A 12,352-nucleotide genomic window follows, 5' to 3' on the forward strand; every position below is an offset into this window, starting at 1 on the left:
GCACGGGTGACCGCCCGCGGCACGAACAGCCGGAGTCGGGGTGATCGCGGAACGGGCGCCCGCTTACGATGAGGCGACGTCTTTATCCCGCCCACACGCGATAGGTTCTGCCGAAGATGAGCTTCCACAGCACCGCTGCCCAGTTGGTCACCCTCGCCGCCGAGGGCGAGGAGCACGGCGGAAACCACGAGAGCCTCAACCCCTACCTCACCGGCGGCGGCGCACTCTTCGTCCTGCTGCTCCTGCTGTGGATCACCACCCGCTTCAACCGCGACCGCTGAGACCGCCGGGGCATCCCGCCGCGGATGCCCGGGGGACCACGGGGGCGGCCGGAGCCCTCAGGCAGGGCCGGTAGGGTCTGCACGCATGGGAGAGCAGGACATGCCTACCGGTCCGGCGAACGAGACGCCGCACGACCCGGCACAGGACACGGCGAGCGGTACCGAGCGACACTCGGAGCCCCGCCGTGCCTCCGCGGTGGCCGGCGGGACCGACGGCCCCCGCCCGAGGCCGTCGCGGCCGGGCAAGCGCCGCCTCGGCGTCATGGGCGGCACCTTCGACCCGATCCACCACGGGCACCTGGTGGCGGCCAGCGAGGTCGCCGCGGCGTTCCGCCTCGACGAGGTGGTCTTCGTCCCGACCGGCCAGCCCTGGCAGAAGAGCCACCGCAGCGTCTCGCCGGCCGAGGACCGCTACCTGATGACGGTCATCGCGACCGCCGAGAACCCGCAGTTCTCCGTCAGCCGCATCGACATCGACCGCGGCGGCCCCACCTACACCGTGGACACCCTGCGCGACCTGCGCGCGCTCAACCCCGACACGGACCTGTTCTTCATCACCGGCGCCGACGCGCTCGCCCAGATCCTCACCTGGCGGGACAGCGAGGAGCTGTTCTCCCTGGCGCACTTCGTCGGAGCCACCCGGCCGGGCCACCACCTGGACGACTCCGGGCTCCCCGAGGGCGGTGTCTCACTGGTGGAGGTTCCCGCCCTTGCCATCTCCTCCACCGACTGCCGTGCGAGAGTCGCCAAGGGCGATCCCATCTGGTACCTGGTGCCGGACGGAGTCGTGCGCTACATCGACAAGCGCGAGCTGTACCGCGGCGAGTGAGCCGAGAGGGGCACCGGTGAACGACCGATACGACGCGGGGGCCGCGGACCACGGCGCCGACCAGTACGAGCTCGTCGGCTACGACGAGTACGGCCAGCCTGTCTACCGGCAGGTCCGCCCCCAGCAGGCCCAGCAGCAGACGTACGACCCGTACGCCCAGCAGGGCCGGCAGTACGAACAGGGCTATGGCTACGACCCGTACGCGCAGCAGGGCCGGCAGTCACCGCCCGCCTACGACTACGGCACGAGCCCGCAGCAGCCCGCCGCCCCCTACGACCCGTACGCCACCGGCTCGCACCAGGGCGGCCCCGCGCAGAGCACCCCGCACGACCCCTACGGCCAGGCCACCGCGGCCGACCCCACCGGTCGGCAGTCCCGCACCGCCGAACAGGCCGCCCACATCCCGCAGCAGGCCGCCCCCGTCCCGCAGCAGACCGCCCACATCCCGCAGCAGGCCGGACCGGCTCACGACCGGGAAGCCCCCGCCGAACCGCAGCGGGACTACCACACCGAGCAGTTCGCCTTCGTCGAGGAACCGGACGCCAACTCCGAAGACGTCATCGACTGGCTGAAGTTCACCGAGAACCGCACCGAACGCCGTGAGGAGGCCCGGCGCCGGGCCCGCAGCCGGATCGTCGCCCTGACGGTCGTGCTCGCGCTCGTCGCGGCCGGCGGCGTCGGTTACCTCTGGTACGCGGGCAGGCTGCCCGGCCTGTCCTCCGACGGCTCCGCGACCGGCACCGCGACGGCCGCGGGCGCCCAGAAGCGCGACGTGATCGTCGTCCACCTGCACGACGTCAACGGCGACGGCACCGCCACGGCCCTCCTGGTCGACAACACGACCACCCAGCGGGGCACCACCGTCCTGCTGCCCAACTCGCTCGCTCTGACCAGCGACGACGGCACCACGACGACCCTGGCCAAGTCGGTCGAGGACGACGGCTCCGACGGCACCCGCGACGCGCTCGACACGGTCCTCGGCACCGACATCGAGGGCACCTGGCGCCTGGACACCCCCTACCTGCAGAACCTCGTCGACATCGTCGGCAACATCGACGTCGACACCGACACGGCCGTCCCCGACCCCGCCGCCAAGAAGAAGGGCGAGGCCCCCCTGGTCAACAAGGGCAAGGCCCAGACCCTCAGCGGCAAGATGGCCGTCGCCTACGCCACCTACCGCGCCCCCGGCGAGGCCCAGAACGCCCAGCTGGAGCGCTTCGGGCAGGTCCTGCAGGGCATCCTGCGCAAGCTGTCATCCGACCCGCAGGCCGCGACGACCACGATCCAGACGCTGCAGCAGATCCTCGACCCGTCCCTGACCGACAAGGACCTCGGCACCTTCCTCGCCGGGCTCTCGGACCTCGCCAAGGGCGGCGACTACAAGACGGACCTGCTGCCCGTCCGGAGCGACGGCACGCTCAGCGCCCAGACCGGCGCCGGGATCGTCAGGAACGTCCTCGGCGGCACCGCCAAGAGCCCCGACAAGGACGCCGCCGTCAGTGTCTCCGTCCAGAACGCCACCGGCGTCAGGGACAACACCGAAAAGGCCCGCGTCGTGCTCCTCAACGGCGGCTTCACCTTCCTGGAGGGCGGCACCGGCACCGCCCGGGCCACCTCCCAGGTCGTCTACGCCGACGCCGCCGGCAAGGCGAACGCCACCGAGGTCGCCAAGACCCTGGGCCTGCCAGCGGGCTCCGTGGCCAAGGGGAAGATCTCCACGAGCGCCGACGTCTCCGTCGTCCTCGGCCAGGACTACAAGCCGTCGTCCGACTAGACGGCGGGACGGCCCCCCCCACGTGATCCCCGTCATCGCGTGGGGGGCCCACGGCGGTCCGTGAGACCCTTGGTGTCAAGTGTCCGCCGACCGAAAGCCTTGTAGTGACCGTGACCGACCGCTCTCACGAGCTGATCAACACCGCCGCCCAGGCGGCCGCCGACAAGCTGGCCCACGACATCGTCGCCTACGACGTCAGTGACGTGCTGTCCATCACGGACGCCTTCCTGCTGGCCTCCGCACCCAACGACCGTCAGGTCAAGGCGATCGTCGACGAGATCGAGGAGCGCCTCTCGAAGGAACTCGGCGCGAAGCCGGTGCGCCGCGAGGGTGACCGCGAGGCCCGCTGGGTCCTCCTCGACTACGTCGACATCGTCGTCCACGTCCAGCACAGCGAGGAGCGCGTCTTCTACGCCTTGGAGCGGCTGTGGAAGGACTGCCCCGAGCTCGAACTGCCCGAGGAGGCCCTGGCCACCCGCGGCAAGGCCGAGGAGCACGCCAAGCTGCGGGCGGCCGAGGAGGCGGCGGAGCTGGACGGTGACTGGCGGTGACCTCCTTCAGTGAGGCGTCCGCAGGGAAGGGCCGGGGCCGTCGCATCATCCTGTGGCGGCACGGCCAGACCTCGTGGAACGTGGAGCGCCGCTTCCAGGGCAGCACGGACGTCGAGCTGACCGAGACCGGTCTCGGTCAGGCCCGCCGTGCCGCCCGGCTCCTCGTCTCCCTGAAGCCGGACGCGATGATCGCCTCCGATCTCCGGCGCGCCGCGGCCACGGCCGCCGAGCTCGCCACGCTCACCGGCCTCGACGTCACCCACGACGAGGCGCTGCGCGAGACCTACGCGGGCGCCTGGCAGGGATTGACGCACGAGGAGATCATCGCCCGCTACGGCGACGAGTACACCGCGTGGAAGCGCGGCGAGCCCGTACGACGCGGCGGCGGCGAACTGGAGACCGAGGTCGCCGACCGGGCCGCCCCCGTGGTGCTCCGGCACGCCGAGAAGCTCCCCGAGGACGGCACGCTCGTCGTGGTCAGCCACGGCGGCACGATCCGCACCACGATCGGCCGCCTGCTGGGTCTCGATCCCCGCCACTGGGAGAGCCTCGGCGGGCTCTCCAACTGCTGCTGGTCCGTGCTCGGCGAAGGCGCCCGCGGCTGGCGCCTGCTGGAGCACAACGCCGGCACCCTGCCGGAACCGGTGCTCGGCGACGACGACTGACCCGGATTTCACTTTCCGGCAGGTCGCAGGCTAAAGTTCTTCTTGTTCGCCCCGCCCGGCGGGGACGGACACGAGGGGCTATAGCTCAGTTGGTAGAGCGCCTGCATGGCATGCAGGAGGTCAGGAGTTCAATTCTCCTTAGCTCCACGTCAAGATCCCGTTCCCGGTCAGGGGGGCGGGATTTTTCGTGCTCCGGCTTGAGTCACTCGGCCTGGCTGAGGCGTATACCTCTACGGCGCTGCCCGGTGCCGTGTCCGGACTGGTACTGAGGCGTCGCTGACCGTATTGGTCCGGCCGTGGCAGAATCAAACGGCCGGAAGGGGGCGCGGCCCGACGGGAGGAGTAGCGATGCCTGCGAGCATCCGCGAGGAGGTCGACCACCTCCTCGAAGCAGCGTTCACATGGGAGATGTCCACCCGCCTCAGCTGCCCTTCCTGCGGTTCCGCGCACGTGGCCCAGATGCTCGGCGACAACGGCGGGATTTCCTACGTGTGCACGGCCTGCGGCCACAGCTGGAGCTGATCGATGGGTGCACACAGGCGAAAGTGCGACTGGTGCGGCAGTGGGACTCCGATCGTCCGCGACATGGAACCGATCAATCCCGACTACCAGTACTGGTGCGAGGAATGCGCGCGGGCGCTGATCATAAAAGGCGACCCCATCGAGACGTACCGCGAGTTGGAGGGCGAGCCGATCTACGGCCGGCTGCTGGAGGAGCACTGCACGCTCAAGCGGTTCTACTCGTTCGTCACGGCATAACGGTCATTTCGGGCGAAGCGAAACCGATTTGGTGTTGGGACTGATGGGCCAGTAAAGTTGGCTTCGCCGCCGGGGAAACCCGGCGGAGCACTGGCAAGGGGCTATAGCTCAGTTGGTAGAGCGCCTGCATGGCATGCAGGAGGTCAGGAGTTCAATTCTCCTTAGCTCCACAGAAGTTGAGAAGGCGGGTCATCCGATCGGATGACCCGCCTTCTTGTCGTGGGTGTGAGCACTGGGTATGAGTATAGCGGGCCCCCTGAGGGGACCCGCCGTAACTGTGCTCAGCGACCGAGAGCGCGGCGGCCGCGGCCCTGGGAGAGGACCGGGAGGTTGCGGGACGGCGCGCCCGGCGCACCCGCCTCCTCAAGGCGCAGCGCCAGCGCCGGGCAGCGACGCACCGCGCGTAGAGCCTTGGCCTCGGCGTACCGCGGCACCTGCGCCTGCGCCACGGTCGGGAAACCGTCGGCCCCCAGCTGGAAGACCTCCGGGAGGATGTCCGCGCACAGCCCGTGGCCCCGGCACAGCGTCCAGTCCACGTAGATCTTCTGGCGGCTGGGGCCGTTCTCCCCGGACTCGCCGCCCCCCGGGATGCCCGTGGGGGCCCTGCCGCCCTCGAAGAGCGGCAGAACGCCCTCCACGGGCCGTCCGCAGCCGTTGCCGAGGACGTGGGCGGCCAGGTCGTCCGTGAACGCCTTGATGGTCGACTCGAGGAACATCGCGGAGCCGTCCGGGTGCGAACACGCGCCGCGCCGCTTCACGTTCTTGGCGACCTGCTTGAGCGCCTCCAGAGCGGCCGGTCCGCCGCCGTTGAGGATGTCCTCCAGGCCGCGCGCCGCGGCCGGCAGACCGAGGTAGCAGGGGCCGCACTGGCCCGCGCTCTCCTCGGCCAGCCACTGCGCCACCCGGAGCGACTCGCCCAGCGGGCAGGTGTCCTGAGTGATCGGCAGGATCGCGCCGGCGCCGAGCGCGCCGCCCACCGCGTCCAGGGAGTTGCGCGAGACGATCGCCTCGTTGACCGTCGCCGCGTCGATCCACTTGCCGTGGTAGCCGCCGGTGAGCACGCCCTGCGGCACCGGCGGTGCGCCGGCGAGCTGCAGGACGTACCGCAGGGGCACGCCCGTCGGGACCTCGATGACCATGGGGCGGGCGACCGCGCCGGAGACCGTGAGCATGACGGTGCCCGGCTCGTCGTAGAGGCCGGTGTTGCCGTAGCGCTCCGGGCCGATGCGGGCGGCGATCGCCAGCTGGGCGAAGGTCTCGGCGTTGGACAGCAGGGTGGGTGCGCCGCCGACGCCGTTCTGCGAGGCGCTGACCTTGCGGCCGGGCGGGATGGCCGGCCCGCCGTCGATCGAGCGGATCAGCGACGCGGCGGCACCGGTGACCATGCGGACCGGGTTGCGCTGGACACGCGCGCGCAGGGCCGAGCGACGGCCGTTGTTGAGGCCGCGTTCGGCGAGCGCGGCCTCCATGGAGCGCTGGGTCGACTCACGGGTGACCCCCACCACGAGCGTGCGGGCACCCAGGGCCTCGGCGCACAGCAGCGCGCCGTCCAGGATCAGATGAGGAGCACGGTTGATCAGCACCGTGTCCTTGCGGCAGGCCGGCTCGTCCTCGCTGCCGTTCACGACGACGACCGGCCGGACGCCGCGCTTGATCGCCGCCTCGGCCACCGAGCGCAGCTTCTTGTGGAAGGGGAAGCCCGCGCCGCCGCGGCCCTTCAGGTTGATGCGTTCGGCGAGTTGCGCGAGCTGCTCGCCGCCCATCGGTTCGAGCGGCCCGTGCACCTTGAGGTGCATGGGCAGATCGAGCCGATCGACAAGGTCGAAGCCTGACGTGAGCTGAGGAAGGCCGACGACGCGGACTTCGGGTACGTCGGGCAGGGCCTCGTTCACTTAAAGCCTCCGGAAGGCGTGTTCCAAGGTTCGCCCGATCCCGGAGCGTCGAAGTCATAGGACGCACCGGGCGTTGATTCAGTGGCGGGACCGCTGTTGTACGTGTCGTTCGGGTAGTACGTGTCGTAGACGGCATTCGTCTCACCCGTGTCGTACACGTCACTCGATCCGAAGCCGGCGGCGCCTGGATTGCCATAGGCAGGGATGCTTTGTCCGGTGTCCTGCAGGGGGTCGTAGGGCGGGATGTTGAAACCCGTGTCCTGGAGCGGGTCGTAGGCCGACGGCGGGGCCTCGCCGACCGGCGGCGGGGACGGGATCGGCCAGTTGCCGGAGGTGCTGGAGGGGCCGTCCACGGTCGGGATGGTCTCGGTGGGCTGCATGTCCAGCGGCAGCTGCATGCCGGTGGTCGGCCCGGGCGCGAAGGCCTGCTGACCCTGGGGCGGGCCCGAGACGGCCCGGTAGGCGGCGGCGAAGCCGTTCGCCGACTCCTTGGCCGCGGGGCGTTCCGCCCTCTCGTACAGCGGACCCGACGGGGAAGCCGAGGAGCGCGCGGGTGCCTCCCGGCCGTCGTAGCCGGGCAGCGCGGAGCCGCCGCCCGCCCGGGCCCGGCTCTCCTCCAGATCTCTGCGGTCCGGGCCCTCGCCGGGCCCGATCAGCGAGGCGACCTTGTCGGCGACCTGGCGCTTGACCTGGCGCGGAGCCGCGCGCAGGGCGAGGGCGCCGGCCACTCCGGCCAGGGACAGGCAGTACAGGACGACGAACATCGGCTTGGCCGCGCGACCCGCGTAGAGGCCGTGGACCAGCGCGGCGCACCAGGCCGGGTAGGCCAGCATGTGCATGGCCCGCCAGCGGGCGGCGACGGGCGCGGGGGACGCGAAGCGGTTGCGCAGCACGCCCGTGATGGCCACGAAGATCATGAGCATGCTGGCCAGTGTTCCGAGGCCGATGAGGAACGACCGGCCCATGACGGCCTCGTCGTCGGTGAAGACCAGCCCGAAGGGAATCACCGCGGCGACCCACGAGGTGTGGGACAGCGCCAGCTTCACCCCGATGTGCACCAGCAGGAAGACGATCGAGGCGACGGCCGTGGTCCGGTGCACGGCCTGCGCCAGGATGCGGCGGCGTGCGTCGAGGAGGATCCGGTCCTGGGCGACCAGGCCCCAGATCACCGAGCACGTCAGACACACGAGGGACAGCACGCCCGCACCGAAGTTGAGGAACTCGGCGAACGAGTCGTCTGCCGTGGAGTCGAACTGGTTCACGACCGGCCTCCCCACGTCCCGGCGAGCGGGGGTGGTGAGCTGATACTGCGATGAGGGTTCATGGGGGCAACTCCGAGCGGTTCGGGAAAGCAGCGGTCCCGCTGCCGAACTCTAAGCGGAGCCATACCGATGGGTACGAGGTTTGAGTTATTGCGTTGTTATCAAAGGACAATTTGGTTGTTCTGTTGTCCCTTAGCGACTGTTACGCGAAGTAACTATTGACCTTGGTTCAGCTTGTCGGGCACCGAGACACCCCCGCGAAAGCGCGTCGCGACGCGCTGGGGGCCTGCGGTACCCTAGCGCCATGCGTGCCGTACGCCTTCTGCTTAGCGGGCCGCGCTGATCAGTCCCGGCCACCGGACGAACCGAGTGGCCGGCATCGGCGCGGCGTCCCCTCCTGTGCGAGGGGATTTTTCGTTTCTCGAACGAGACAGCCGCAGGCAGAGACGATCGATGGAGCTTTGAGGATCATGAGCGAGACGAACCCCGCCGCCACCTCCGAGGTGGCGGCGCCGCACCGCTACACGGCCGCCATGGCTGCCGACATCGAGGCACGCTGGCAGGACTTCTGGGACGCCGACGGCACCTACGCCGCGCCCAACCCCAAGGGCGACCTGGCCGGTGACGGGCAGACCGTCGCCCGCCCCAAGAAGTACATCATGGACATGTTCCCGTACCCCTCCGGTGCGGGCCTGCACGTCGGCCACCCCCTGGGCTACATCGCCACGGACGTCTTCGCGCGCTTCCAGCGGATGACCGGCCACAACGTCCTGCACACCCTGGGCTTCGACGCCTTCGGCCTGCCCGCCGAGCAGTACGCGGTGCAGACCGGCACGCACCCGCGCGTGTCCACCGAAGCCAACATGGAGAACATGAAGTCCCAGCTGCGCCGGCTGGGCCTGGGCCACGACAAGCGCCGGTCGTTCGCCACGATCGACCCGGACTACTACAAGTGGACCCAGTGGATCTTCCTGCAGATCTTCAACTCCTGGTACGACCACGAGGCCGGGCGTGCCCGCCCGATCGCCGAGCTGGTCGCCGCGTTCGAGTCCGGTGAGCGGCCCGTTCCGGGGCACACGCGCGCGTGGAGCGAGCTGAGCCCCGCCGAGAAGGCCGACGTCCTGGGCGAGTTCCGGCTGGCCTACGCCTCCGACGCGCCGGTCAACTGGTGTCCCGGGCTGGGCACCGTGCTGGCCAATGAGGAGGTCACCGCCGAGGGCCGCTCCGAGCGCGGCAACTTCCCGGTCTTCAAGGCCAAGCTGCGCCAGTGGAACATGCGCATCACGGCCTACGCCGACCGGCTGCTGGAGGACCTGGACGCGCTGGACTGGCCCGAGGCCATCAAGCTGCAGCAGCGCAACTGGATCGGCCGCAGCGAGGGTGCCCGCGTCGACTTCCCCATCGACGGCGAGCGCATCACCGTCTTCACCACCCGCCCCGACACCCTGTTCGGCGCCACCTACATGGTTCTGGCGCCCGAGCACCCGCTGGTGGAGAAGTTCACCCCGGCCGCCTGGCCGGAGGGCACCCACGAGGTGTGGACCGGCGGCCACGCCACCCCCGGTGAGGCCGTCGCCGCCTACCGTGCCCAGGCCGCCTCGAAGTCCGACGTGGAGCGCCAGGCCGAGGCCAAGGACAAGACCGGCGTCTTCATCGGCGCGTACGCCACCAACCCGGTCAACGGCGAGCAGGTCCCGGTCTTCATCGCCGACTACGTCCTGATGGGCTACGGCACCGGCGCGATCATGGCCGTCCCGGCCGGTGACCAGCGCGACTTCGAGTTCGCGCGCGCCTTCGAGCTGCCGATCACCTGCATCGTCGAACCGACCGACGGCCGCGGCACGGACACCTCCACCTGGGAGAACGCCTTCGCGTCGTACGAGGCGAAGATCATCAACTCCTCGAACGACGAGGTCAGCCTGGACGGCCTGGGCGTCGCCGAGGCCAAGGCGCGCATCACCGAGTGGCTGGAGCGGTCCGGCGTCGGCGAGGGCACCGTCAACTTCCGGCTGCGCGACTGGCTGTTCAGCCGCCAGCGCTACTGGGGCGAGCCCTTCCCGATCGTCTACGACGAGGACGGCATCGCCCAGGCCCTGCCCGAGTCGATGCTGCCCCTGGAGCTGCCCGAGGTCGAGGACTACTCGCCGCGCACCTTCGACCCGGACGACGCCGACACCCAGCCCGAGACGCCGCTGTCGCGCAACGAGGACTGGGTGAACGTCACCCTGGACCTGGGCGACGGACGGGGCCCGCGCCCGTACCGGCGCGAGACCAACACCATGCCCAACTGGGCCGGTTCCTGCTGGTACGAGCTGCGTTACCTGGACCCGCACAACTCCGAGAAGCTGGTCGACCCCGAGATCGAGCAGTACTGGATGGGCCCGCGCGAGGGTCAGCCGCACGGCGGTGTCGACCTGTACGTCGGCGGCGCCGAGCACGCCGTGCTGCACCTGCTGTACGCCCGCTTCTGGTCCAAGGTCCTGTACGACCTGGGCCACGTCTCGTCCGCCGAGCCGTTCCACAGGCTGTTCAACCAGGGCATGATCCAGGCCTACGTGTACCGCGACAGCCGCGGCATCGCGGTGCCGGCCGCCGAGGTGGAGGAGCGCGACGGTGCCTACTGGTACCAGGGCGAGAAGGTCTCCCGGCTGCTGGGCAAGATGGGCAAGTCCCTGAAGAACGCGGTCACTCCGGACGAGATCTGCGCCGAGTACGGGGCCGACACGCTGCGCCTGTACGAGATGGCCATGGGCCCGCTGGACGTCTCCCGGCCGTGGGACACGCGCGCGGTGGTCGGCCAGTTCCGGCTGCTGCAGCGACTGTGGCGCAACATCGTCGACGAGGCGACCGGCGAGAGCACCGTCGTCGACACCGAGCCCGGTGAGGAGACGCTGCGCGCCCTGCACAAGGCGATCGACGGCGTCAGCGGCGACCTGGAGGGCATGCGGTTCAACACCGCCATCGCCAAGGTCACCGAGCTGAACAACCACCTGACCAAGGTGGGCGGGCCCGTGTCCCGCCCGGTCGCCGAGGCCCTGGTGCTGATGGTCGCCCCGCTGGCTCCGCACATCGCCGAGGAGCTGTGGCGAAGGCTGGGGCACACCGACTCGGTGGTGCACCAGGACTTCCCGGTGGCCGACCCCGCGTACGTCGTCGACGAGACCGTGACCTGCGTCGTGCAGATCAAGGGCAAGGTCAAGGCGCGGCTGGAGGTCGCGCCGTCGATCTCCGACGACGAGCTGGAGAAGGCCGCGCTGGCGGACGAGAAGGTCGTCGCCGCGCTGGGCGGCGCCGGGATCCGGAAGGTGATCGTGCGCGCGCCGAAGCTGGTGAACATCGTTCCGGCGTGACCGCCGGGGCGTGCGGAGGCGTGAACATCGTTCCGGCGTGACCGCCGGGGCGAGGCGTGCGGAGCGCTCTCGGGGTGGTCCGCTACGGGCGGGTCCCCTCTCGGGGTGGTCCCCTACGGGCAGGTTCGGGGTTTTTCTGGAACTCCAGGCCTGCCCGTTGCGTTTACCGTTGAAGAGCGACGCGAAGCGCCGTGACGTCCTGAGGAGGAGCACTTGTGGATGCAGTGATCGCCGTCTTCGCCCTGCTCTTCGTGCTCCTGTTCGGGCTCGGGGCGTACGCCACCGTGAAGGCGGTCGGTGCCGCCAAGCGCGGCGTGGACCGCGGCATCACCCAGGCCCGCCGCACGGTCGAGGACCACACACTGCGCGCCAAGTCCTTCGCCCAGCCCGGCGCCGCGGGCGAACTCGCCCAGCTCCGGCTGAAGCTGCGCACCTCCATGCGCGCCACGCAGGACGCGCTGCACGCGGCCGTCGCCGAGGACGAGTCCCTGAAGGAGTCCGTCGGCCTCTTCGAACGGCTCACTGCGCACGGCCGTGAGCTGGACGACGAGCTCAAGCGCCTGGAGTCCGAGCCGGACCGTGCCGCGCTCGGCGAGCGCCTGCCCGGGCTGCGCGAGCGCACCGAACGCATCGCGCACGCGGCCGACTCACTGCGCTGGGCGGCCCGCGACCGGGCCCGCCGCTTCGCGGACGACGACCTGGACTCGCTCAGCGCCCAGATCGACCTGGAGTCCGGGGCGCTGCGGCACTGGACGACTCCGGAGCCGCACCCCGCGTCCTCGGCGCAGTCCGCGTCCGTCCGGCAGCAGGCCTCGCCGCCGTCGTGGCCCGAGGCGCCCGCCGCGGATGCCGCCACGGGCGGGCAGACCTGGCCGGACACCGCGCAGTCCGGCTCCGCGCAGGAGCAGGCACGGCCCGCCATCACGCCGCCGGCGGCGCGCCCGACCTACCCCTGGCAGAAGAAGCCCCGCCCCGAGAGCACCACTTGA

11 protein-coding genes and 2 tRNA genes are annotated in these 12,352 nt (G+C 70.5%); 11 read left to right on the plus strand and 2 right to left on the minus strand.

The features are described from left to right. Positions 1-116 precede the first annotated feature (116 nt). The 9 genes from ACFY9S_RS02265 (at position 117) to ACFY9S_RS02305 (ending at position 5,029) form a co-directional block, all read left to right on the plus strand. Positions 117-281 carry a hypothetical protein gene (locus tag ACFY9S_RS02265; protein WP_180989484.1) on the plus strand — a complete coding sequence of 55 codons (165 nt, stop codon included), beginning with the start codon at positions 117-119 and terminating at the stop codon, positions 279-281. Positions 282-366: 85 nt separating this feature from the next. Further along, the gene (nadD, locus tag ACFY9S_RS02270) at positions 367-1,110 is read left to right on the plus strand and encodes a nicotinate-nucleotide adenylyltransferase (RefSeq protein WP_391121654.1); all 744 of its coding nucleotides are present in this window, start codon (positions 367-369) and stop codon (positions 1,108-1,110) included. Between the two features lie 16 nt (positions 1,111-1,126). After that, positions 1,127-2,884: a LytR C-terminal domain-containing protein gene (locus ACFY9S_RS02275; RefSeq protein WP_391121657.1), complete on the plus strand. Its 1,758-nt coding sequence runs from the start codon at positions 1,127-1,129 to the stop codon at positions 2,882-2,884. Positions 2,885-2,988: 104 nt separating this feature from the next. Continuing rightward, entirely contained in the window at positions 2,989-3,435 is a 447-nt protein-coding gene (gene rsfS / locus ACFY9S_RS02280) for a ribosome silencing factor (RefSeq protein WP_102911540.1), read from the plus strand. Beyond that, the gene (locus tag ACFY9S_RS02285; RefSeq protein ID WP_391122926.1) at positions 3,426-4,100 is read left to right on the plus strand and encodes a histidine phosphatase family protein; all 675 of its coding nucleotides are present in this window, start codon (positions 3,426-3,428) and stop codon (positions 4,098-4,100) included. The genes rsfS and ACFY9S_RS02285 overlap by 10 nt, the downstream gene beginning before the upstream one ends. Before the next feature lie 74 nt (positions 4,101-4,174). Next, positions 4,175-4,247, plus strand: a tRNA-Ala gene (locus ACFY9S_RS02290). Between the two features lie 201 nt (positions 4,248-4,448). Then, positions 4,449-4,622, plus strand: a complete 174-nt coding sequence (locus ACFY9S_RS02295) for a hypothetical protein (protein ID WP_391121660.1) — start codon at positions 4,449-4,451, stop codon at positions 4,620-4,622. A gap of 3 nt (positions 4,623-4,625) precedes the next feature. Beyond that, positions 4,626-4,859, plus strand: a complete 234-nt coding sequence (locus ACFY9S_RS02300) for a hypothetical protein (protein WP_006136074.1) — start codon at positions 4,626-4,628, stop codon at positions 4,857-4,859. A gap of 97 nt (positions 4,860-4,956) precedes the next feature. Then, a tRNA-Ala gene (locus ACFY9S_RS02305) sits at positions 4,957-5,029 on the plus strand. A 111-nt stretch (positions 5,030-5,140) separates the two neighbouring features. On the opposite strand, the gene ACFY9S_RS02310 is transcribed toward ACFY9S_RS02305, so the two are convergent. Together ACFY9S_RS02310 and ACFY9S_RS02315 are read right to left on the minus strand one after the other, a co-directional pair. Further along, positions 5,141-6,751, minus strand: coding sequence for an NADH-ubiquinone oxidoreductase-F iron-sulfur binding region domain-containing protein (locus ACFY9S_RS02310; protein ID WP_391121663.1), 1,611 nt, complete (start codon positions 6,749-6,751; stop codon positions 5,141-5,143). Continuing rightward, positions 6,748-8,013 (minus strand): cytochrome b/b6 domain-containing protein, encoded by a 1,266-nt coding sequence (locus tag ACFY9S_RS02315; protein ID WP_391121666.1) that lies wholly within the window; start codon positions 8,011-8,013, stop codon positions 6,748-6,750. The genes ACFY9S_RS02310 and ACFY9S_RS02315 overlap by 4 nt, the downstream gene beginning before the upstream one ends. Positions 8,014-8,483: 470 nt before the next feature. Between ACFY9S_RS02315 and leuS the strand changes: the two genes are divergently transcribed. Together leuS and ACFY9S_RS02325 are read left to right on the plus strand one after the other, a co-directional pair. Continuing rightward, positions 8,484-11,363 carry a leucine--tRNA ligase gene (leuS, locus tag ACFY9S_RS02320; RefSeq protein ID WP_391121669.1) on the plus strand — a complete coding sequence of 960 codons (2,880 nt, stop codon included), beginning with the start codon at positions 8,484-8,486 and terminating at the stop codon, positions 11,361-11,363. A gap of 215 nt (positions 11,364-11,578) precedes the next feature. Beyond that, on the plus strand, positions 11,579-12,352 hold the full coding sequence (locus tag ACFY9S_RS02325; RefSeq protein WP_391121672.1) for a hypothetical protein: 774 nt from the start codon (positions 11,579-11,581) through the stop codon (positions 12,350-12,352).

The sequence above is a fragment of the Streptomyces sp. NPDC012474 genome, assembly GCF_042955185.1.
GTDB classification, from domain to species: Bacteria; Actinomycetota; Actinomycetes; order Streptomycetales; family Streptomycetaceae; genus Streptomyces; species Streptomyces cahuitamycinicus.

What these genes read in the sequence shown, in the direction of transcription:
- ACFY9S_RS02265 (WP_180989484.1), top strand. Translation starts at nt 117, where the DNA reads ATGAGCTTCCACAGCACCGCTGCCCAGTTGGTCACCCTCGCCGCCGAG.
- nadD (WP_391121654.1), top strand. Translation starts at nt 367, where the DNA reads ATGGGAGAGCAGGACATGCCTACCGGTCCGGCGAACGAGACGCCGCAC.
- ACFY9S_RS02295 (WP_391121660.1), top strand. Translation starts at nt 4,449, where the DNA reads ATGCCTGCGAGCATCCGCGAGGAGGTCGACCACCTCCTCGAAGCAGCG.
- ACFY9S_RS02300 (WP_006136074.1), top strand. Translation starts at nt 4,626, where the DNA reads ATGGGTGCACACAGGCGAAAGTGCGACTGGTGCGGCAGTGGGACTCCG.
- leuS (WP_391121669.1), top strand. Translation starts at nt 8,484, where the DNA reads ATGAGCGAGACGAACCCCGCCGCCACCTCCGAGGTGGCGGCGCCGCAC.